18 protein-coding genes and 2 pseudogenes are annotated in these 21,761 nt (G+C 40.5%); 8 read left to right on the forward strand and 12 right to left on the reverse strand.

Annotated elements, in window-relative coordinates; genetic code table 11:
• The 8 genes and pseudogenes from ON073_RS09390 to gmk form a co-directional block, all read right to left on the reverse strand.
• Nucleotides 1–270 (reverse strand): annotated as a pseudogene (locus tag ON073_RS09390) (ATP-dependent DNA helicase RecG); the annotation flags it as partial.
• 85 nt (nt 271–355) lie between these two features.
• Complete coding sequence (gene trmH / locus ON073_RS09395; protein ID WP_274761634.1) at nt 356–1,054, reverse strand: tRNA (guanosine(18)-2'-O)-methyltransferase TrmH; 699 nt, start codon at nt 1,052–1,054, stop codon at nt 356–358.
• A gap of 64 nt (nt 1,055–1,118) precedes the next feature.
• Nucleotides 1,119–1,577 (reverse strand): transcriptional regulator AsnC, encoded by a 459-nt coding sequence (gene asnC, locus ON073_RS09400; protein WP_274761635.1) that lies wholly within the window; start codon nt 1,575–1,577, stop codon nt 1,119–1,121.
• Nucleotides 1,578–1,582: 5 nt separating this feature from the next.
• The gene (locus ON073_RS09405; protein WP_274761636.1) at nt 1,583–3,154 is read right to left on the reverse strand and encodes a DUF342 domain-containing protein; all 1,572 of its coding nucleotides are present in this window, start codon (nt 3,152–3,154) and stop codon (nt 1,583–1,585) included.
• A 119-nt stretch (nt 3,155–3,273) separates the two neighbouring features.
• The gene (locus ON073_RS09410) at nt 3,274–3,666 is read right to left on the reverse strand and encodes a RidA family protein (protein ID WP_274761637.1); all 393 of its coding nucleotides are present in this window, start codon (nt 3,664–3,666) and stop codon (nt 3,274–3,276) included.
• A gap of 15 nt (nt 3,667–3,681) precedes the next feature.
• On the reverse strand, nt 3,682–5,787 hold the full coding sequence (gene spoT, locus ON073_RS09415) for a bifunctional GTP diphosphokinase/guanosine-3',5'-bis pyrophosphate 3'-pyrophosphohydrolase (protein ID WP_274761638.1): 2,106 nt from the start codon (nt 5,785–5,787) through the stop codon (nt 3,682–3,684).
• A gap of 153 nt (nt 5,788–5,940) precedes the next feature.
• A complete protein-coding gene (gene rpoZ, locus ON073_RS09420; protein WP_274761639.1) occupies nt 5,941–6,219 on the reverse strand; it encodes a DNA-directed RNA polymerase subunit omega in 279 nt (92 codons plus the stop codon).
• 77 nt (nt 6,220–6,296) lie between these two features.
• A complete protein-coding gene (gene gmk / locus ON073_RS09425; RefSeq protein WP_274761640.1) occupies nt 6,297–6,920 on the reverse strand; it encodes a guanylate kinase in 624 nt (207 codons plus the stop codon).
• Nucleotides 6,921–7,060: 140 nt separating this feature from the next.
• Here gmk and yjjX point away from each other — a divergent pair, with 140 nt between their 5' ends.
• The gene (gene yjjX, locus ON073_RS09430; protein WP_274761641.1) at nt 7,061–7,612 is read left to right on the forward strand and encodes an inosine/xanthosine triphosphatase; all 552 of its coding nucleotides are present in this window, start codon (nt 7,061–7,063) and stop codon (nt 7,610–7,612) included.
• Nucleotides 7,613–7,615: 3 nt separating this feature from the next.
• Nucleotides 7,616–8,308, forward strand: a complete 693-nt coding sequence (gene yjjG, locus ON073_RS09435; RefSeq protein WP_274761642.1) for a pyrimidine 5'-nucleotidase — start codon at nt 7,616–7,618, stop codon at nt 8,306–8,308.
• Between the two features lie 26 nt (nt 8,309–8,334).
• Here yjjG and ON073_RS09440 read toward each other — a convergent pair whose 3' ends face one another.
• The 3 genes and pseudogenes from ON073_RS09440 to ON073_RS09450 form a co-directional block, all read right to left on the reverse strand.
• Nucleotides 8,335–9,963, reverse strand: a complete 1,629-nt coding sequence (locus tag ON073_RS09440) for a methyl-accepting chemotaxis protein (RefSeq protein ID WP_274761643.1) — start codon at nt 9,961–9,963, stop codon at nt 8,335–8,337.
• 246 nt (nt 9,964–10,209) lie between these two features.
• Nucleotides 10,210–10,917 carry a 16S rRNA pseudouridine(516) synthase RsuA gene (rsuA, locus tag ON073_RS09445; protein WP_274761669.1) on the reverse strand — a complete coding sequence of 236 codons (708 nt, stop codon included), beginning with the start codon at nt 10,915–10,917 and terminating at the stop codon, nt 10,210–10,212.
• Nucleotides 10,918–11,040: 123 nt separating this feature from the next.
• Nucleotides 11,041–13,996, reverse strand: a pseudogene (locus tag ON073_RS09450) (TonB-dependent receptor domain-containing protein).
• Between the two features lie 413 nt (nt 13,997–14,409).
• Between ON073_RS09450 and ON073_RS09455 the strand changes: the two are divergent.
• On the forward strand, nt 14,410–16,467 hold the full coding sequence (locus ON073_RS09455; RefSeq protein WP_274761644.1) for a winged helix-turn-helix domain-containing protein: 2,058 nt from the start codon (nt 14,410–14,412) through the stop codon (nt 16,465–16,467).
• 53 nt (nt 16,468–16,520) lie between these two features.
• Here ON073_RS09455 and ON073_RS09460 read toward each other — a convergent pair whose 3' ends face one another.
• Nucleotides 16,521–17,108 (reverse strand): hypothetical protein, encoded by a 588-nt coding sequence (locus tag ON073_RS09460; protein ID WP_274761645.1) that lies wholly within the window; start codon nt 17,106–17,108, stop codon nt 16,521–16,523.
• A gap of 141 nt (nt 17,109–17,249) precedes the next feature.
• On the opposite strand from ON073_RS09460, the gene ON073_RS09465 reads away from it, so the two are divergent.
• From ON073_RS09465 to ON073_RS09485, 5 genes are all read left to right on the forward strand, one after another.
• Nucleotides 17,250–18,053, forward strand: a complete 804-nt coding sequence (locus tag ON073_RS09465) for a hypothetical protein (protein WP_274761646.1) — start codon at nt 17,250–17,252, stop codon at nt 18,051–18,053.
• Complete coding sequence (locus ON073_RS09470) at nt 18,050–18,673, forward strand: LysE family translocator (RefSeq protein ID WP_274761647.1); 624 nt, start codon at nt 18,050–18,052, stop codon at nt 18,671–18,673. The genes ON073_RS09465 and ON073_RS09470 overlap by 4 nt, the downstream gene beginning before the upstream one ends.
• A complete protein-coding gene (locus ON073_RS09475; RefSeq protein WP_274761648.1) occupies nt 18,670–19,161 on the forward strand; it encodes a gamma-glutamylcyclotransferase family protein in 492 nt (163 codons plus the stop codon). The genes ON073_RS09470 and ON073_RS09475 overlap by 4 nt, the downstream gene beginning before the upstream one ends.
• A gap of 7 nt (nt 19,162–19,168) precedes the next feature.
• Nucleotides 19,169–20,716, forward strand: coding sequence for a serine hydrolase (locus ON073_RS09480; protein ID WP_274761649.1), 1,548 nt, complete (start codon nt 19,169–19,171; stop codon nt 20,714–20,716).
• 83 nt (nt 20,717–20,799) lie between these two features.
• Nucleotides 20,800–21,717 (forward strand): histone deacetylase family protein, encoded by a 918-nt coding sequence (locus ON073_RS09485; RefSeq protein WP_274761650.1) that lies wholly within the window; start codon nt 20,800–20,802, stop codon nt 21,715–21,717.
• The last annotated feature ends 44 nt before the right edge of the window (nt 21,718–21,761 follow it).

Raw genomic sequence — 21,761 nt, forward strand, 5'->3', positions numbered from 1 at the left:
GCGACCTGTACCGTCGTTAACTTGGCAATTTAGCATACGGCGTTTACCAAAGCTGATATTGGTATTTTCAATAGTCGCTTCAATACTTACATGATAGTGCGCTTGCAGATCGCAAATTTGGTAGATGCGAGTACGATCTTCATAACGCAGGGGTAAATGAAACAATAAATCTTGGACGGTAAAAATCTGCAGTTTTGCTAAACGTTCTGCAATTTTTGGCCCAGCACCTTTGAGTTCTGTGACTGGGTATGAGGCAAGATCAATTGCCATAACCATCCTTTAATATTTACCTTCCTTGGTTTTTAACAGGTTAACTTTAAAGTTGCAATAGATAACTGTAAAAATAACCAGTGTTTTAAGCTTGTTTAGTAAAGCGCAGCGTATTCCAAAAAGTCTCATCTGCTACGATTTCACCTTCTTCATCTAATGCTGGATAAGGTAGACCTTTTTGGCGGCATTGCTTGGCAATAATTGGGTGACAGCCTTCGAATAGCAAGGTGTGCTTGGTATCTTTATCGAGATTGTCATTAGGCTGATACATATCGGCGTTTTCGCGCTGACGCTGCGCTTCATAAAGAATTAACGCTGCAGCAACGGATACATTTAATGACTGCACCATACCTTCCATCGGAATGATGATATGCTGATCGGCATGTGCTAGCGCTTTATCGGAAATACCATCACGTTCTTGGCCAACAATAACTGCTGTTGGCTTAGTGTAATCGATTTCACGAAAATCAACCGCGCTTTCAGACAGGTTAGTTGCCAATATTTGCACGCCAGGAATTTGTTCACGAATTGCTTTAACGGCATCGTCAATATCGTTATGCATATGGGTTTCTACCCAGTTTTTGCTGCCGCCAGATGTATTGTTTGTGAGGCGTCTTTGTTCCTTTGGCCAAACAGCATGAACATGATGACAACCCACTGCATCAGCGGTCCGCACAATAGCTGATAAATTATGGTGTTTATGTACTTCATCTAAACATACGGTTAAATCTAGTTGACGTTTGTCGAGTACAGTTTTTACGCGTTTAAATCGGTTATCAGCCATGAGTATTCTCCGGAAAATTCGCGGCGATTATACCTAGCTGTAAGAGGTCTCGCAATGATTGTGCCTATGGTGTGACATCACGGTTAATTGGGTTTTGTAATGAGATTAGCGTTTCGGTTGATTGAATGGCATCAATGGCTTGGATTTTATTAATTAACACATCCTGCAAATGATCAATAGAACGAGTTACCACTTTGATAAAAATGCTGTAATTACCCGTTGTGTAATATGCTTCCACCACTTCCTCAAGGGCATCTAAGCGTTTAATTGTATCGGGGTAGTCTTTGGCATTTTTAAGGTTAATACCAATAAAACAGCACACATCGTAACCAAGTTTTTTTTCATTAACTGATACTTTTGTTCCAGCAATGATATTGGCTTGTTTCATTTTTTCGACACGTACATGAATGGTACCGGCACTCACATCAAACTTTTTAGCAAGCTCCGAGTAAGGTACTCGTGCATTGTCCATCAAGGCGTGAAGAATTGATTTGTCGAGGTTGTCCATTTTGTACTGCGTCATGGTTGTTAGGTCGTTTTAAATTCTAATTCTACTTTGTTCTTTTCAATACGAGCTGTTAGCGGCGGGTAGCTGCGCGCAGTTTTAAGTACTTTATTGAAAATTCGCAGCTCAACATTTGAATGAAGCGCCTTTTGCACTTCGAGATAACAGTAATCACGCAGCATATGAATTGCACGCTCAAGTTTGGCAGCTTTATTTGGTAACAATTCAATTAGTTGTTCATTCAGGTTTTGTTTGTCAGAAATTTCGATCAGTAAATTCTGCTGTTTGTCGGCATCTTCAATAGTAAGGGCCCTGTCGAATTCGCTTTCAAGTGCTTCTAATTGCTGGTTACATAAACGTACCTGCTCAAAAATATCATCAGTGCGTTGCTTTAAGAGCACCGCTGCATGGCCTAAATGAATTTGAGTGTGGGCGCCTTTTTCAGTACCCACTTCACCGCAAATCATGGTTTTTGCATCAAGCACCTTACCACCAATAAGTTTGCCATCGCCTTTTTCTGGGTTACCAATCATGAGTTCATTTTTGGCTTTAATATGGCAGTGGCTGGCCTGTGATTTAATTTTAACTTGGTTGCCTGAAAGGTAAGTGTATTGGGCGTAGCTAATGGTTAAGTTTCCATCGCAGATAATTTTATTAGATAACTCGTCATCATCTTTGGTGTGACCTAAACAACCTTCTTTAATTTCAATACTACCAGTGGCGTTTAATTCTGCTGATTCGACGCTGCCGAAAACGGTAATATCACCTTTCGCAGTTACTTTCATACCAGGTTCAATGCTTTCAGTAATAATTACTGAGCCATCAAAATCAATATGGCCTGATTTTACATCGACGTTTGGAATGGTAAATACATCATCTACGCGCATACCGTACTTATCATCCACAGGCACACCTGAAATCGAAGCTATCAGGTATTTATCATCTGCACCACTAAGCTCAGTGCCTTCCCCTGCAATGAGTTTTACTTCATCACCAGGCTTTGCTTTAAGTACTTCACCAATAACATTAAAACCATCGCGACCAAGCGTGGCAAAGTGATGTGTAATTAAAGTATCACCTGGTTTAACGCTGGCAAGCGCGCCAAAATCACGCATATCAACAGAGCCATCTTCACGTCGTTTAGGTTGGCGAACGCGATCTGCAAGTGTTTGCACGTTTTTTTCTAAGTAGCCATTCTTACCAGCTAAAGGCAGTTGACCTTTGGCTATAACCGCTGATATTTCTTTACCTGGAGGAGATTCAAACTGTTTACCCAGAAGAGATTCGAGTAAGGCTTCTTTGAAGCCGCGGGTAATTTTAGCGTCATTAACAAGCTCAAGCGCGGTGCTAACAGACATTAGCTCACCGCCGTAAGCGGTGGTGAGGATGGCTGTTGCAGACATCTTATCTTCGGCAATGGTGATGCTTAAGGTTGCATCATGTTTTTCTGCAACTATCAGTTCTTCAAAATCACCAGAGCGAAAGGCTTCTTTTACCTCTTTGCTTAAGACATAACAATCGGCAAACTCAGAGTTAGCAAGTGCTTGAAATACAAAGTCAGCACTAGGTGGCATCGGCGTGTTGAGTGTAAACACCTAAGCTCCTAAGCCATTATGATTAACAAACTATACACGTTTTTTTAGCATAAAAAAAAGGGCTTAACAGCCCTTTCTATTTAATTTTTGTCATTATTTTGCATATTTAGCAAAAATGATTAATTTGTTGATGGTAGCTCTAAAATACCGTCAATTTCAATTTGTGATTCTTTAGGCAGTTGTGCAACACCAATTGCTGCGCGAGCCGGGTATGGTTCTTGGAAGTATTGACTCATTACCTCATTAACCGTAGCAAAGTTTGATAAATCGGTTAGGAAAATATTAACCTTAACCATATTTTGAATTTCGCCGCCAGCAGCTTGGCAAACTGACACTAGATTTTTAAATACTTGATGTGTTTGCTCAGTAAAATCATCTGACACCATTTCCATTGTTTCTGGAACTAGTGGGATTTGACCTGAAAGGTAAACAGTTGTGCCTACTTTAACAGCTTGGCTATAAGTACCAATTGCTGCTGGTGCTTTATCAGTGCTAATAATAGATTTTGTCATAATTTATCTTCTTAATTACTTACGACGATATACTTTTTGTACATCGGGCATTACTCGAATACGGCGCATTATGTTAGCGACATGAACACGGTCTTTCACTGTGATACCTAGATCAATTAGGTATAAGTTACTCTCTTTTTCTTCGGTACTAATTTCGACAATGTTTGCCGCTGTCGTTGACACTAGACTGGTAAGTTTAGCGAGTGCGCCTTGGTGGTTTATAATTTCAACACGAAGTGCTGCAATATATTCTTTCTCTGGGTTGTCTTCCCATTTTACGATAAAGTACTTTGAGCGCTCTTGTTGCCAGCCGCGAATGTTTTTACATTCTTGGCGGTGAACTGCAAGACCTTTACCTTGGCTGATATGTGCGACAATTTCGTCTCCAGGTACAGGGCGGCAACATTTAGAATAGTTCACAAGCATACCTTCAGTACCAATAATGGCGGCTTTACTGCTGTGATTGATATCGCCTACTTCTTGCCCTTCTTCTTGTAACATGCGCTTAGCAACAAGCATGCTGAGAATGTTGCCAGTGCCTATTTCTGTCAGTAGTTTATCAAGAGAATCTACATTATATTCTTCAACAGTGCGCACTAAGGCTTCTTCGCTAATATCGCTCAAATGGTGTTCACCAAGCGCAGATTCAAGTAAGCGACGACCTAGCTGCAGTGCTTCCTCATGCTCTTGCTTCTTAAGGTATTTTTGTACTCCCATACGGGCTTTGGCGGTAACAATAAAGTTAAGCCATGTCGCATTAGGGTGCGCACCTGAGCTGGTAATAACTTCAACTGTTTGACCTGTATCGAGCGCAGAGCTCAAAGGGTAAGGTTTTCTGTTTACTCGAACACCAACGCATGTATTACCAACATCGGTGTGAACTGCATAGGCAAAATCTACCGCTGTTGCGCCCATTGGTAGCTCGATAATACGTCCATCTGGGGTAAATACATAAATTTCTTCAGGGAAAAGCTCGGTTTTTACGTTTTCAACAAATTCGAATGAAGAACCAGCGCTTTGTTGTAACTCAAGCAAGCTTTGCATCCACTGGCGAGCTCGTTGTTGTGCAGTATTGCCTGCACTATCACCAGCTTTCTTATAAAGCCAATGTGCTGCAACCCCTTTGTCTGCCATTTGATCCATTTCGTGGGTACGAATTTGAATTTCCACAGGAATACCATGAGGGCCGACTAATGAGGTGTGCAAAGATTGATACCCATTAGTTTTTGGTACGGCAATATAATCTTTAAAGCGAGTTTCAATGGGTTTGAATAAATTGTGAACAACCCCGAGTACGCGATAGCAAGTATCCATTGAGTCAACAACGATACGGAACGCGTAAATATCCATTACCTCGTTAAACATTAACTCTTTATTAAGCATTTTACGGTAAATGCTGTATAGGTGCTTTTCGCGACCCGATACATCAACTTCGATACCTGACTCTTCAATACGTGAGATAATTTCGTTCTGAATATTTTGAATAATTTCTTTACGGTTACCGCGTGCTTTAGTTACTTCGTTTTTTAATGCGCGATGACGCATAGGGTAGAGCGCTTGAAAACCTAAATCTTCTAATTCATTTTTAATATCATGAATACCAAGGCGGTTGGCAATCGGTGCAAAAATCTCAAGGGTTTCACGGGCAATACGGCGACGCTTTTCTGGGCGAAGTGCGCCAAGGGTACGCATATTGTGCGTGCGGTCTGCCAGTTTTATAAGAATAACGCGAATATCTTGCGTCATTGCCATTATCATTTTGCGATAGTTTTCAGCTTGGAACTCTTTTTGATCCTTAAAGCTGAGCTTATCAAGCTTAGATACACCCTCAACTAGTTCGGCAACGGTATCTCCAAAAATTTCAGCAAGGTCTTGTTGGCTGAAATCGGTATCTTCAATCACGTCATGCATTAATGCAGCCATTAAGGTTTCGTGATCTAAACGCATATTAGCAAGTATTTGTGTCACCTCAACAGGGTGGGTGATATAGGGTTCTCCACTTGAACGTGTTTGACCTTCGTGTGCGTCGCGCGCAACCACATAGGCCTTTTGCACAAGTTCAACTTGCTCTGGCGTTAAATATTCTGAGATGTTCTTTTTAAGACCTTCAAAAAGATACATTGATGCTCCAATACTAGCTATAGAGGGGAATTGATAACAATATACGATGAATTGGAAGGGATTGCCAACGACTGTTTCTTATTAAAAAGTCGAACAGTCGTTGGAAAAGCTACTCAGCTAAGGAAAGCGTGAGTAGGGAGCAATAATTATTGCTTATTGGTGACCGCCACCAACGATAGCAGCAACCGCAGCTAGCTCAGCCGCTTCTTGGTTTTGCTGATCTTCACGCTCTAGTGAATCTAAAGAATCATTGGTGATGAGACCTTTTTCAATTTCACGTAGCGCGATAACAGTAGGCTTATCGTTTTCAGCATCAACCATAGGATCTTTGCCACCAGTTGCGATTTGGCGCGCACGGCGAGCCGCAACTAAAATAAGGTCAAAACGGTTACCAATCTTATCTACTGCATCTTCAACAGTTACTCGAGCCATTAGGCACTCCAAAAATTTATCATTCGCAAAAGCGTAGTTTACTTGATGCGAAGAAAATAGCCAATACTTGGATTAATTTAATCCGCCAATAAATCTTGCAATAAATGCTGATACTTAAGTGCTTGGTTAGATTGTGCTAAACGAGAAGCAAAAACGATGCTTTCCAACTGATAAAGTGCTGTATCAAAATCATCATTTACAATCAGGTAGTCATACTCGTTGTAATGTGACGTTTCTGATTGAGCTTTAGCCATGCGACCTTTAATTACTTCATCACTGTCTTGGCCGCGATTATTAAGGCGAGACTCTAGCTCTTGTTTTGATGGTGGAACGATAAAAATAGTGCGAACATCGTTAACCAACTCACGAATTTGACGCGCACCTTGCCAATCGATATCTAAAAATACATCGATACCATTTGCCAATTGTGCCTCGATACTTTGCTTTGAAGTACCGTAATAATTATCAAATACTTGAGCCCACTCTAAAAAACCATCATCCGCAATCACCTGTTTAAATTCATCTTGTGTTACAAAATGATAGTGCACGCCATTTTCTTCACCTGGACGAGGTGAGCGAGTAGTGTGTGATACCGACACTTTCATATCGCTATGACGCTCAAGTAGCGCATTGATTAAGCTAGATTTACCCGCACCAGATGGCGCTGATAAAATAAATAAATTACCACGAGCTTGGCTCATAATGTTTCCTAAATCTAAAATTTCGCTAAACCACCTACTTGCTAATTGAATGGGCAGTTAGCACAATGGCGGTATTATAAAAACTCGCACCACATTAAGAAAGTGATAGGCGACTTTTAATTTAATAAGAATTGTACGTAATGAGTAGAAAAAGCCAAAAAATTATTATCGGTTCAAAAAATCCAGTCAAAATCAATGCGGTAAAAAATGCATTTTCAGCCATGTTTCCTGATGTGGTATTTAGCTGTGAAGGGGTTTCAGCACCCTCAGGGGTCGCTGACCAACCGATGACAGCAGAAGAAACCCTGCTCGGTGCAGAAAACCGAGTTTCTTATGCCAAAACTCATTTTCAGGCGGATTGGTATGTTGCTATCGAAGGTGGCGTTGATAATTTTAAGTATGGACCTGCAACCTTTGCTTATATTGTGATTGATAACAAACAGCATGTGCAAGTTGGCCGTAGTAGTAATTTACCTATGCCAAAAGTGGTTTACCAAGCTCTATGTGAAGGTGAAGAGTTAGGGCATGTGATGGATAGGTTGTTTAATACTGAAAATGTAAAGCAAAAGGGTGGAGCAATGGCGTTATTAACTAATAATTTAGTTACCCGCGAGAGCGTTTATACCATGGCGATTACTACCGCGCTTGCGCCATTTGTTAATCAACAACTGTTTAATCTGGAAATTGGATAATTAATGAAGTACCAATGGATCGTCTTTGATGCTGATGAAACCTTGTTTCATTTCGATGCTTTTGCAGGCTTAAAACAGCTTTTTTCACACTACAATATCGTATTTGAAAAATCCGATTTTGATGAGTTTCAATCGGTTAATAAACCACTTTGGGTAGATTACCAAAATGGCACTATTAGCGCGAAAGAGCTACAAATAAAACGCTTTACGCTTTGGGGCGACAAATTAGATGTTGATCCTGCGCTATTAAATCAGCAATTTATTGAGGCAATGGCAGATATTTGTCAATGTTTGCCAGGGGCGCGAAAGTTACTTGAGCTGCTACATGGTAAAGCAAAGCTTGCAATTATCACCAACGGATTTACCGCACTGCAGCAAGTGCGACTAGCTCGAACTGATTTAACGCACTTTTTTGAACATGTGATTATTTCAGAGCAGGTTGGTGTAGCAAAACCAAATATCGCTATTTTTGACCATGCACTGCAGTTATTTGGAAATCCAGACAAATCAAACGTATTGATGGTAGGTGACACACTGAGTTCTGATATTTTGGGTGGTAAAAATGCCGGTCTAGATACCTGCTGGATAAACCATGAAGGGGATAAAGTTGAAGATACTGTGGGAGCAACCTATCAAGTTGGCTGTTTAACAGGGCTTTACAACTTGATTAAATCATTTGAAACCGAAAGTGTTTAGTTCTTTCGGTTTCAAATTTAACTTAGCTAGACTTCAAACTTAGCGATTTCTTTTTCAAGATTCTCGGTAAACGACTTAATTTGGTCAGTCGCATTGTGTGCATCTAGTGATAAACGTGCGGTATTTTCAGCGGTATCTGATATATGAACCACTCGCTGTGCAGTATCTTCACCTGCTTGCAACTGCTCTTTAGCAGCCACAGAAATCTGGTGACTCATTTCTGTGATTGCTGAAAGTGATTGAGCAATGCGCGCGAGTTCTTCTGCAGCCTTTTGCGACTTGGTTACCGTTTCTTCACTGGTTGAAATACTTTGCGTTACCGATGCTTTTGCATCCTTAGTAGCAGATTGCAACTTGGTAATCATTTGCTGAATTTCTTCGGTGCTTGCTTGAGTACGCTGTGCAAGTTGTCGCACTTCATCCGCAACTACTGCAAACCCACGGCCTTGGTCGCCTGCACGTGCAGCTTCAATTGCTGCATTTAGGGCAAGTAGGTTGGTTTGCTCGGCAATACCTTGAATAACACTTAGCACACTTTCAATGTTATTAACTTCATCATCAAGTGTTTGAATATTGGTACCGGCATTTTCAATTTGTTGCTCAAGCAGCTCAATGGTTTTAGCGGCTTCTTCGGTTAGGATATTAGCGCTTTGACCTTGTTCTTCCGCTTCTTTTACTGAATATGCAGCTTGTTCAGCGTGATCGGCAACGGTGGCTGCTGATGCTGTTAATTGGGTGATAGCTGAAGCAACAACTTGCGTTTCTCTGCTAAGTGAATTAGTTAATTGATCGAGCTCAGCTGAGCGAGTTTCAGATGCGCGCACTTCATCTTGCAATGAGTCCGAAACGTTTTTAATACCTCCCACTACGCCTTGCAAACCTAATTGCATATAGTTAATTGCGCCAGCAACGCTGTTTTCATCGGCTTTTTCAAAATCTGATATGGTTTTTAAATTACCCCGTGATGTTCTCATTACCGCGGATTGTACGCGGGTAATTTCACCACCTAATGATTTATTGAGATCTAAACCAAACTTAGCAAGTGCGGCTGAAAGTAAAACAGCAATGACAATTGATAAGGTTAAAAGCCAGCTAGCTGTTTGCCAATAGCGCTCATCGACCTCTTTATAGCTAATACCCGTGCCAATATACCAACCCCAATCACGCGTTTTTTGCACTACCGAAGTGAGGTCGACAACTTCGCCATCACGCTCAGAATCCCAATGGTAGGTAATAATTTGACCTGTTTTACTACCGACAAGTCGCTCTACCATGGCGCCAATACTGGCACCACTTGCGTCTTTAAAGTCGTTAAAGCTGGTGCCGTGAAGCTGTGGATCGTGGGGAGTAGCAACAAAATTGAGTTGGTTATCTACGACATAAACGTATTCAGAGTCGTGGTATTTGTTTTCTCTAAGCATTTGTGTTGCAAGTTGCTTAGCTTGTTCTTCATTTAAACTGCCATCTCTACTTGCTAGTTCAAATTGGTTAACAATATTAACGGTACTTTTCATTAATTGATTAATACGCGCGATATTGTCCATTTCGCTTGCTTGTCTTAGCGCTTTAAGGCCAAGTCCGGCAAGTGAAACTAAAGAAAGAAATAAAATAACCGTAAATATGACTATTTTATTTTTTAAGGTCAGTGAATGCATAGGCTTTTCCTCACAACTACCTTTATAGGTGCGACATAAAAAACGCTATTGATCAACGCTTGGATTCGTTGCCATTAACGCCATCCTGTTGTGGTATTCAAGTGAGAGATGAACTGATTAATTGTGTTGTAATTTTAGTATTTTTTTAATCAATTCTTAGATACCGTTTGATTAAACACTAACTGCACATTAGTGTTTAATCAAGTGTTAAGCGATGGTTAAATTTCATGTTGAGATAAGAGGAACTTAATTAGAAATTGTTTCAATTTCTTGCTGTGTTAATGGGCGGTACTCACCAGGCGCTAAATCTGGGTCAAGTGCAACAGTGCCAATCTTTTCGCGATGAAGCGCAACAACGCGGTTCTCTACAGCAGCAAGCATACGCTTCACTTGGTGATATTTTCCTTCATAGATTGAAAGTCTGAGAGAGTAGTCTGCAAGCTTTTCTACGATAGCAGGCTTGGTTGCATTTTTTTCACCATGCAGCATCACACCTTGCTCCAATTGTTCACACATTTCATCTGTTATAGGGTGTTCAGTCTCGATTAAATACACTTTGTATTTTTGATGGCGTGGCGAAGTAATTTTATGGCTCCATTCACCGTCAGAAGTTATTAAAACCAGTCCTGTGGTATCGATGTCTAATCGCCCTGCAACATGGAGTGAATTCATCATAGGCTCATCAAGTAGATCAAAAACGGTTTGATGCATTTCGTCGCTATTAGCGCAAATGTAATCTTCTGGCTTATTAAGCATATAGTAGCGATTGCCAACAGCAAAAATATCTTCACCATACCAAGTAACTTTATCGCCTTCATTTACTTGAGTATCTGCTTTGATAATCACTTCGCCATTAATTGTTGCGTGTTTCTTTTTAATGCCAATTTTTGCTTTAGAGCGAGGTACTTCTGCAAAGTGGCTCAGAAACTTATCTAAGCGGTAAGGAAATTTAATGGTCATATGCATGCTTTTTTACGGTGAAAACTCAGTAGCGGGAGTATACGCAGAGATATAAAAAAAGCCAGCAAAGCTTAACTTTACTGGCTTTTAAGCAACAAACATTTGGGAAATGTTAAATTAGAAGCTGTATTGTGCACCTAAGTAAACGAAACGACCACGACCACCGCCATAAGCACTGTCATAGTTTCCTCGGCCACCTAAGATATAAGGACCATTTTCGTCAAATAGGTTATTGATACCACCAAATACGCGTAGCTCGCTATTGCTACCAACATCCATGGTATAAGATGCTGAGATATTGTGTGTGGTTACTGATGGTAACTCGCTGCCCCAAAGTGCTTCAGGATTTGCGATACAATCAGCTGAACCAGCTGCACAACGCTCATCGTTAGCAGCCATATCATCTAACCAAGAGTCATAAGTTGATTGGCTACGGCGAATAGGGCCTTTGTAACGAGTGCTCCAGCGAATACGCAGGTCATCTTTATACCAAGTGAGTGAGGCTGATGCTTTATCTTCAAATAGATCATTAACGAGTACCCCCTCATACGTATCACTAAATTGACCGTCTGGACCGGTGCTAGTTACAGAGTACTCAATAACATGGGTCCAATCGGCCTTGAAACGTAAGCGTCCGTATTCACCTAAATCGTAGCGGTATTCTGCAGCAACATCGTAACCCTTAGTGCGGATTTCGTCGGTATTGATTAAGCGTTGTTGTACTTCTTCAATCTGACCTTCGGTATTACGAGTAATATCGTTACAGAACTCGTTGTCATTACCATAAGGTAACGCAGAGTCATAACAGAAACCGATAATATCTTCATTTGAAAGCGAAGTAATCGCATCATCAATTTGAATGTCGTAGTAATCAACGGCTAAACGGAAATTTTCGATAAATGAAGGCGCAAGCGATACACCAAACGTAAAGGTATCAGCTGTTTCTTCTTTCAGCTCACTGTTACCAACATTTGGTGAGTAACCGTTGTTATCATCTTCAAATTCACCATCAGCTGCAATTGTTGCTGCGATGCCAGGTTCTTGACGACAGTTATCGTGACCTGGATCTGTTGATGTTGCTGTAACACCATCACAAATATCATTAAATGAGTCGTAATCGCCACGTGGAGGTGACATTAAGTCAGTGATCGTTGGTGCACGTTGTGCGCGAGCCCAATTGGCACGTACCATGTAACCATCAATTGGTTGATAGATTAAGCCTGTTTTATAACTTTGAATTAAGCCAGTTGAAGACCAAGAGTAATCAGCAAAACGTGCTGATACTTCTAAATCTAAGCTTTTAATACACGCTTACATCACCTTTGAAGTCAGGTACATAGTTAAATGTTACGCCACCTTCAGGTACGTTTGTTGAAACGCTTTGCTCATCTTTACGATACTCAAAACCAAAGGCTGAAGATACTGCGCCTGCTGGCATATCGAATAAATCACCAGCAATAAAGCCCATTACTGTGGTTTGTTCGATGTTAGATGTGATCTCAGTGTTTGCACGGATATAGTCTGCCGCTTCAGGTGTGATTGACCCTTCACCAAACAGATTTAATGGCACACAACCTTCAGCGCGAGCGTCTGCGTCTTTACACTGAATAGTGCCATCAGCCAGCACTTCGGCATTTAATGCGTTACGCACATTGGCAACGAATAACTCGTTTGAGCGCTCTTGCTCTTGCTTAAATTTACCGTAGCTTACAGATAAATCCCAATCCCAGTCATTCCAAATTGTACCGCGCGCGCCGGCCCAAGTACGTAAAGTGTCACGAGTGTTTTTATTTAAGATTTGACCAACTTCAATAAAGTTACGATCCCATTTTACACCGCGAGAGCTTGCTTGCTCGCGAATTTCTTCTGGCATATATGGGTTATCGTAAGGAATACGACCGATACAGTCTGAACCAAATACGCCGGTTGCTGTATCATGTGTAATGATTGCATCACACTCATCTTCACTTTCTGGAGACTTTAAGTTTTCAGAAGTGTTACGGCTAAATTGAGCCTGGAAATACACTTCCACATCGTCATTTACTTCAAATTCAGTTTTACCCGCAATCGCAAGTGCTTTATCAGGCACTTTAAGCATAGTGTATTGGTTGAAATCGATACCATAGCGTTCTTCATGCCAATCATCACGAAGTGTTTGACCGTCATACCAAAAGCCTGCATCTGGGCGAGTTGAGCTTTTCTCGTCAAATACACCGCCTGGGATCGAGTCACTTAAACTGCGCCAATCTGCACGCGAAATATCACGCATACACTGATAACCAGACTCAGTTAGCATGGCATTACACATTTCGTCATCGTCGTAAGTCCACGAATCCATTTGTTGTGCGCGATCACGATCCCAGTAGCTCAGGCCTTTCTGTTCGTCATAAGTTAAACTTAAAAATGCATAGCCTCGGTCGTCGGCATAGGTAGTACCAAAGTCAGAATCAATAGTGAACTCTTTTGCGCCACCTTCAGTGCTTTCACCACCACGGGCTTTAATAGTAAATCCTTCTTTATCTTGTTGGGTGATGATATTTACAACACCTGCAATGGCGTCAGAGCCGTATGCTGCAGATGCACCACCTGTGATAATTTCAACACGTTCAACCATGCTGGTCGGAATTGTGTTTAAACTAACGTAGTTGCCTGAGTAAGAGTTTGAAACTACACGGCGGCCATCAATTAATGTAAGCGTACGGTTAGTTCCAAGCTCACGTAAGTCGATAGTTGAAAGACCTGTGTTTTGTACACTTGATTGTGAATTGGTATTACTTGAGCCTTCAGATACTTGAGGTAATTCATTAACCAGAATTTCTGATAATGAACCAAGACCAGTATCATCAATTGCGTTGCGGTCCATGGTTGCAATTGGTGTTGCAACTGAAAAGCTATCACGTTTAATGCGTGAACCTGTTACTGTGATTTTTTCTGGAGCTTCTTTTTTAGCTGCTTGCTGTGAAACATTAGTAGATTCAGCTACTGCTTGGCGCTCTACTTCTGCATCAGCCCAAGCATTGCCAGAGATGGCTAATGCAATTGCTGCTGCAATTGAACATTTTTTAGTATTCATTCCCACGTTGATTTCCCTTTAAAGGTGTTGTTACTTTATTTGCCAAAGTAACGTTTCTAGTTATTGTAAAAATTCACTAGTAACAGGAAGCGCTAACTTAGTTATTGATTCACTGTTACTAGCAAGCTCTAATCATGTGCGCTACAAAATGATTAAAGCGAGCCAGGGAGGCCTATCGTGGTTTTAAAGTAGCGTTGCGTATAGCTCAACACTCAGGCTCTCTATTCTTCCACTTTTTAATATCTATTTAGTATCTATCTTGTTATTTTTTATATTTATCAGTTGGTTAGTTGTTTTTGGTGTGTGTGGTCAAATTTGGTAAATTACAAAAATAGATGTTTTCAACGCAATATCTTTGCAACCAATTAGCATAATTAGGTAAGCTATTAGCCATAAAAACGAAACCATAATTGATGATGAACAGCGCTGCGTCATATTACTTAGGTCGGGTTGAGGTAAACCCACTTGAACATACATTGGTATGTAATGAAGTATCTATTTCATTGCAGCCAAAGTTTATTGAATTACTCGGGTATTTGGCTCAACAGCAGCCAGAACTTTTGACACGTCAGCAAATCATTGATCATGTGTGGGATGGTAATAGCTATGTGGGTGAAAAAGCGCTCACCAATGCGATTTGGCATCTGCGAAAAGCATTTAAAGAGCTGGACTCTGAACAAGAGTATATAGAAACGGTTCGAAAATCGGGCTATCGATTACTTTTGCAGCCAGTCTATAACGAACAGCAAGAACAAGTTTTATATCAGGTTTCTTCGCGACAAATTAAGTGGTTTTGCTTTGCCATTGCGATGCTTGTTTGTGTTTCAGCAGCTTGGGTTTGGTGGCCAAAGCCGCAACAAATGGTATACCAAGAGCCGGAACTGATAACGCAATACCCTGGCCGAGAGCTATTTCCAAGTATTTCTAATGATGGGCGTTATGTTGTTTATTCGTGGCGTCAAATGGACAGGCAAATCGATTTATATCGTAAAGACTTACAACAACCTGATTTATTGCATACTAAGATCACACACACACCAGGCAGTGAATCTCGCTCTGTATGGGCACATGATGACGCTAAACTTTATTACTACCGCCGTTTAAATTCACGGTGTGAAGTAATGAGTATTAATCTGAATGACTTTAGCACTGAAAAACAGGGTGAGTGTTCTAATTCGGCTTCAAGTGATGTGGCTATATCGCCTGATGGAAAGCTTTTAGCATATGTAGGTATTGACCCTGAAAATCCGGTACGTGGTGTATATATTAAAGAGCTTAATACAGAGCTTCCTGCAAAGCGTATTCGATGCAATCAATGTGAACCAGGTGAGTCTGAAGCCATTGCTTTTGGACCATTTGGTAAACGTTTAGCCATTTCACGTAATTTAGATAACGGCAACGAAGATATTTTTATCTATAACTTAGAAGGCAAAGCGGAAAAGCGCGTTGTTACAGGGTTACCTGATATTCGTGGTTTAGCATGGCAGCCAAATTCTGAAATAATCGTTTTTTCTGCGGTTGAGCACGGTAATCGTCATGGTTATGAATTAGATCTTACTACTTTAAAGCAAACGAATCTCAATATTGAAGGCTTTAGTTACCCTGAATTTGATCGCGCTGGAAATTTGTATTATCACGATTGGAAAATCGATACATCTATAATGCGTTTAGAGTTAGATACTGATGTGGCTGCATCGCCATTTCCGTTAATACAATCGGAGTTTAATTTTCGTTTTCCTGATTATTCTGAAGCGGCTGAAAAAATTGCGTTTATTTCCAATGAGTCAGGCTTTGATGAAATTTGGATTGCCAGTTTAGAAGGGGCAGATCGCAAGCAATTAACTCAGTTAAAATATCATGCTCATAACCCTGTTTGGTCACCGGATGGTAAGTTTATTGCTTTTACAGCAAACAATGGAGAAGAAAGTTTACTCTTTGTATTAAACGTAACAACCTACGAACTTAAACAAATTAAAACAGACCTAAACTATTACAGTAAACCACGTTGGTCTCATGATAGTAGCTCTCTTTATTCTGTTTATTCAGGTGATGTTTATCGCATTACCATTGCAAATGGGGATGCTACTCGTATCACTTCTGGTAGGCATGCTGTAGAAGTTAGTGAAAATAAACTTATTGTTTTCAAAAGAGATAACGGTTTTTGGCAGGTCACCTTAAATGGCGAACGAGTAGAAGAAAAGCCGCTTATTAAAAATCTCGACTTAGCAAATAGCACTGGCTGGCACGTCACAGAGCAGGGGATTTATTACTTTAAAGTGCGCGGCCATGATTATCGCTTGAGTTTTTATGACTTCGAAACCAAACAAGACACGGATGTGTTGAGAGTGCCTGAACGCAGTTTTTCACGTTCTCGTGGTATGAGTTTTGTACCAAGTCGAAAGTGGTTGTTATTTACTGGCTATGAATCGCCACAAGTGGATATTAAACGGATGCGTAAAGGTTTTAACTAATTGATAAAAAATAAAAAGGAGCTTGCAGCTCCTTTTTTAATTTAATTTTGCTCTTAAAAACGATACATCACACCAACATTAAATTGGAATTGATTGAGTACTTCGCCATCAAAGTACCAGTCGCATTGGGTGCCATTTGCACCACCTTCACAAACGGTTGTTGAATCATTTTTGAGAATCGTGGCGAGCCAACGTACTTCTCCTAATGCAACAAAGTCTTTAGTGATTTCATATTCTAGGCCACCAAATAAGCCAGTTGCAAAAAACGTGTCAGAATCTGAAAAATTTGGCGATATATGGTTAACACCTAGTTGTGCGCCTAAATAACTCGAAACCCCTTCGGTTACGGGTAATACAACCGCACTTTGAAATAATAAATAATCGAGATCAAGTTCATAACCATGCGCGTTACGTTGAACACTCGACATACTTGAGTAATAAAGCCCGTATTTAGAAATACCATCATGCTTATCAAGGCTAACACCAAAATTTGAATCATCTTTGATGTCTATTTTTGTGCCTTTCTCTGTTACTAGTTCTTGGTTGAGTGATTGGCCATAATAGCCTGTTACGGCAATATCTGCTGCACTTGAAAAGCTTAATGCTGTTAAAACAGCGGCCATAGTAAGTTTAACGCGCATGTAATTTCCTATTTCAAATATGCTTAACGTAATGAGAATAAACGCTTTTGAATAAAATTTCAGCCCGTTTATCTGAAAAGGTTTATTTTGACCCGAGGGCTAGATTAATATGATCCATTCGGTTTTATAAGTTTGTGCATTATGGTTTCTGGATTAAAAAACACGCTTCTCAATTTAGTTAAAACACAGCCTCTTATTGATGAGGGGACGGAAGCATGGATACTTGATACATTTTTATGGGCCTATCAAGAATTTGATGGTGATGTGCTGCTCAAAGACATGCGCTTTATTTTGCCTAATGGTGAATTTTTTCCAGAGCAAGTCAGTAGTATCGAGCAAATGGCCACTTATGTATTTAATCAAGTAAGAAATTACGCTGGCATGCAAGCATGGCCTCTCGTTTTAGTTGGGCCTAATCAAGTTACTGAGCAGCAGTTTCCACGGCTCGAATTTGCCAGTGTAAAACGTGGTGAGTCAGCTAAGCTTTTGGCGTCATCAGGTTCATTGCAAATTTCATTTAATCCAAACCAAATAAATCAACCTCAAGACTTAATTGCTTCTTTTGCGCAATCACTCTCTTACATAAATGTGTTACAAAGCGGTAGTTTGCCGCCAGGTGGAAAAGACTTATTACCGCAAGCGGTTGATTTGCTCTCATGTTTTATGGGGTTTGGTGTAATGATGGCAAATACCGCCTACCAGTTTAGAGGTGGGTGTGGTTCGTGTTATAACCCGTATGCTAACCGTAGCGCGACATTAGCAGAGCCTGAATTAGTGTATATTTTAGCGTTATTATTAAGAGCGAAAAATTTACCGCTGTCGCATATTTCCACGCATTTAAAACCGCATTTACGTTCAATGCTAAAGCGCGCCAATAAGCAGCTTGAAAACACAATCACGCAGTCAGCTAACCCAATGCTTATCGCATTAACGGAGAACAAGTGAATTATCTCGATGAATTTTTATTAATAGTGATTAGTCACTTTTTTGCAGTCGCAAGCCCCGGACCTGATTTTGCATTGGTGTTAAAACAAAGTATTCAAAAAGGGCGCAAAAATGCCTTGGTCACCAGTGCGGGTATTGCAACCGGAATTTTAGTGCATGTAAGTTATTGTGTATTAGGCGTGGCTATTGTGATTTCGCAATCTCCTACACTATTTGCCGTATTAAAATACTTAGCTGCAGCATATCTTGCTTACATAGGTGTAATGGCACTAAGGGCAAAGCCAACAACACAAAAAAGTGAACAGTTATTAGAACATACCCAGCCAGAGTCGATGGTAAAAGCGTTTAGCCGTGGTTTTTTAGTGAATGCCCTTAATCCCAAAGCCACACTGTTCTTTTTAAGTTTATTTACCTTAGTCATTAGTGTTGAAACACCAATACTTATTCAGGCTGGCTACGGCTTATATATGGCGATTGCGACCCTTATTTGGTTTAGCTTTTTATCTGTTGTGCTGAGCAAAGAGCAGGTGCGCGCGTTCTTTTTACGTGCTGGTCACTGGTTTGATCGTGGCATAGGTGTGGTGTTAATTGGTCTTGCAATTAGGGTGGTATGGGTATGATTTATTACAACTTAGCGTATGGTTCTAATATGTCATTGAATCGTTTATTGGCACGATTACCGAATGCAACACGGATTGGTGTTGCAACTGTGCGTGGCTTTAAGCTGACATTTGATAAAGAAGGCTTTGATAATTCTGGTAAATGTAATGCATTTTTAACGAACAATGATGATGACGTTTTGTACGGTGTGCTCTACAAAATTACACAAGATGAAAAGTTAATATTGGATGACATTGAAGGGCCTCGGTACGATAACCACGAGATTGTGGTGACTAATGAGTGTGGTGGTCAATTTAGTGCATATTGTTATGTAGCAAATACTTTATGCCAGCAACAACTTCCTTATGATTGGTATTTAAAACATGTGCTTACTGGTGCTTTAGAAGCTAAATTACCAAGTGAGTATATAAATCAAATTCGATTACAAAAAACGAAAATTGATTTGGATAGTGCACGCGCAGAGCGCGAATTTTCAATCTACAAATAAGAATATTATGAAAAAAATAGTCAGTAAAATTACTCTTGCGCTTGGCGTTATTGCGTCGAGTCAGCTTTATGCCGCAATCGATAATAAACAGCTTGAACAAACCATTGAGCAATCGATGAAACGCTTTGAAGTACCAGGTATGGCAGTCGCCGTAGTTGAAAATGGCGAAGTTGTTTTTTCTAAAGGGTTTGGTGTTAGGCACTTAACTACAGGTGAAAAGGTAGATAAGCATACTTTATTTGGTATCGCGTCAAACACCAAAGCATTTACAGCAGCAGCCCTTGCAATGCTGGTCGATCAAGGCAAGCTCAATTGGAATGATAAAGTAATTGATCACTTACCCGAATTTCGTATGTATGATGCCTATGCAACACGTGAGGTGACAATTCGCGATTTGCTCAGCCACCGCGCTGGTCTTGGCTTAGGGGCCGGTGATTTATCGATTTGGCCAGATACTGATAAATCCGTAGAAGAAGTAATTCATGGTATTCGCTATCTAAAACCTGCATCAAGTTTCCGCAGTCAATACACTTATAACAATTTAATGTTTGTAACAGCAGGAGAAGTTGTTGCACGTGTATCCGGGAAATCTTGGCAAGAGTTTGTCGAACAAGAGATGCTAAAACCACTTGGTATGACATTGTCAAAAGCGGGGTTTTCCCGTATTCCAAAGTCTAATAAAAACTGGGCAACAGGCCATATTCCAATGGATGGTAAGTTACATCCTTTCTTTGTTAATTACCTTGAAGATTTTCGAGGTGCAGGGGCGATTGCATCAAACGTGGATGAAATGGCTAACTGGCTAAAAACTCAACTTGCTGGTGGTAAAATGCCAAATGGTGAGGTGCTATTTAGTGAAAAACAACAAGCGCAAATGTGGCACCCACATATTACGAGTATGGCATCTAAAAATGCGTTTAATGACTATCGTCAGCAGTTTCGCGGCTACGGCTTAGGTTGGTCGATTGAAGATTACCAAGGCTATAAAAAGTTAGGTCATGGCGGTGGAATTTTAGGTATGGTTTCGCAAGTCACTTTAGTACCAGAAAAACAACTTGGTATTGTTGTGTTATCAAACCAACAAGCATTTAGTGCACTTAGCGCAATTACTCACGAAGTGCTTGAAGACGCGCTTGATTTACCAAATAAAGATTGGGTTGAAACGCTTGCTGAAAAACACTTTGAACGCAAAGCAAAAGCATATGAAAAAGCGGTTGTTGAAAAACCAGCACAACAGCAAAATGCCTTGCCATTATCTACGTATGCAGCAAATTATAAAGACAGTTGGTATGGTGATATTGTGATTGCTGAGCAAGACAATAAACTGACCATCGACTTTACCCATTCGGCACGTTTAAAAGGCACCCTTGAGCACTTTAACGGCAATACATTTATTGTGCGTTGGCATGAGAAGTTACTGGAAGCGGATGCGTTTATTGAGTTTGAAATGAGCCCGACTAATCAGGTTAAGAGCGCAAAAATGCATGCAGTAGCACCAAGTGTTACTGATTTTAGTTTTGACTTTCATAACCTTAACTTGATCCCAATCAAGTAGAACACGTTTTAACCGACCAAAGTCGCAAAGTCGGTATTCTCCGACTTTGTTAGACTAATGTTAGTTTTAACCTGGAGGGTGGCATGCGTACAGCGATAATTTCTCATACAGACTGTCGAAAGCACAGAATGATCCCTGATCATCCTGAGTGCCCTTCACGACTTGATGCAATTAACGACCGTATTTTAGCTGCAGGGTTGGATATAGCGCTTACTCACCTTGATGCACCGCTTGCTGAGCGAGAACAGTTACTGTTAGCCCATTCAGAAAATTTAGTTAAAACAGTCGAAGACAAAATCCCAGAACAAGGTTTAAGTGACCTTGATGGGGATACTTGGCTGTGCCCTGATAGTTTGCTTGCTGCAAAAAGAGCAGCCGGTTCAGGTTTACTTGCTGTTGATAAAATTTTAGCGGGTGAATTGGATGCAGCTTTTTGTGCAGTGAGGCCGCCCGGTCATCATGCGAATAAAGACACCTCATCTGGTTTTTGTATTTTTAACAATATTGCTATTGCTGCACGGTACGCACAGCAACAAGGTGTAAAACGCATTGCAATTTTAGATATTGATGTGCACCACGGTAATGGCACTCAAGATATCTTTGTTGATGACCTCGATGTGTTGTTTTGCTCCATATTCCAACACCCTTTTTACCCAAATACCGCTATTGATAGCAATGAACATATTATCAATACCCCAATGACTGCTGGCATGGCAGGGGATGATTTTGAACGTGCATTGCTCGACACCTGGTTTCCCAAATTAAAGCAATTTAAGCCTGAATTAATTTTTATCAGCGCTGGGTTTGACGCTCATTATGAAGATGATATGGGTGGCTTACAGTTAGTTGAGAATGATTACTTTTGGTTTACAGAGCAACTTGTTTCCTTGTGCAAACAAGTTAACTGCAAAGGCATTATTTCGATGCTGGAGGGTGGTTACAACAATTCAGCATTGGGCCGCTCTGTTGCTACGCATTTAAAGGCATTAACGGGTCTTTAAATTTTAAGTTATCAATTTAGGTAAAGTTGTTAACTTAAATTTTA

The organism is Pseudoalteromonas sp. G4 (assembly GCF_028875915.1).
Taxonomy (GTDB): Bacteria; Pseudomonadota; Gammaproteobacteria; order Enterobacterales; family Alteromonadaceae; genus Pseudoalteromonas.

Excerpts from the sequence above, each read along its gene's own strand:
- trmH (WP_274761634.1), bottom strand. The coding sequence starts at position 1,054 with ATGGCTGATAACCGATTTAAACGCGTAAAAACTGTACTCGACAAACGT.
- asnC (WP_274761635.1), bottom strand. The coding sequence starts at position 1,577 with ATGACGCAGTACAAAATGGACAACCTCGACAAATCAATTCTTCACGCC.
- ON073_RS09410 (WP_274761637.1), bottom strand. The coding sequence starts at position 3,666 with ATGACAAAATCTATTATTAGCACTGATAAAGCACCAGCAGCAATTGGT.
- spoT (WP_274761638.1), bottom strand. The coding sequence starts at position 5,787 with ATGTATCTTTTTGAAGGTCTTAAAAAGAACATCTCAGAATATTTAACG.
- rpoZ (WP_274761639.1), bottom strand. The coding sequence starts at position 6,219 with ATGGCTCGAGTAACTGTTGAAGATGCAGTAGATAAGATTGGTAACCGT.
- gmk (WP_274761640.1), bottom strand. The coding sequence starts at position 6,920 with ATGAGCCAAGCTCGTGGTAATTTATTTATTTTATCAGCGCCATCTGGT.
- yjjX (WP_274761641.1), top strand. The coding sequence starts at position 7,061 with ATGAGTAGAAAAAGCCAAAAAATTATTATCGGTTCAAAAAATCCAGTC.
- yjjG (WP_274761642.1), top strand. The coding sequence starts at position 7,616 with ATGAAGTACCAATGGATCGTCTTTGATGCTGATGAAACCTTGTTTCAT.
- ON073_RS09440 (WP_274761643.1), bottom strand. The coding sequence starts at position 9,963 with ATGCATTCACTGACCTTAAAAAATAAAATAGTCATATTTACGGTTATT.
- ON073_RS09455 (WP_274761644.1), top strand. The coding sequence starts at position 14,410 with ATGATGAACAGCGCTGCGTCATATTACTTAGGTCGGGTTGAGGTAAAC.
- ON073_RS09460 (WP_274761645.1), bottom strand. The coding sequence starts at position 17,108 with ATGCGCGTTAAACTTACTATGGCCGCTGTTTTAACAGCATTAAGCTTT.
- ON073_RS09465 (WP_274761646.1), top strand. The coding sequence starts at position 17,250 with ATGGTTTCTGGATTAAAAAACACGCTTCTCAATTTAGTTAAAACACAG.
- ON073_RS09475 (WP_274761648.1), top strand. The coding sequence starts at position 18,670 with ATGATTTATTACAACTTAGCGTATGGTTCTAATATGTCATTGAATCGT.
- ON073_RS09480 (WP_274761649.1), top strand. The coding sequence starts at position 19,169 with ATGAAAAAAATAGTCAGTAAAATTACTCTTGCGCTTGGCGTTATTGCG.
- ON073_RS09485 (WP_274761650.1), top strand. The coding sequence starts at position 20,800 with ATGCGTACAGCGATAATTTCTCATACAGACTGTCGAAAGCACAGAATG.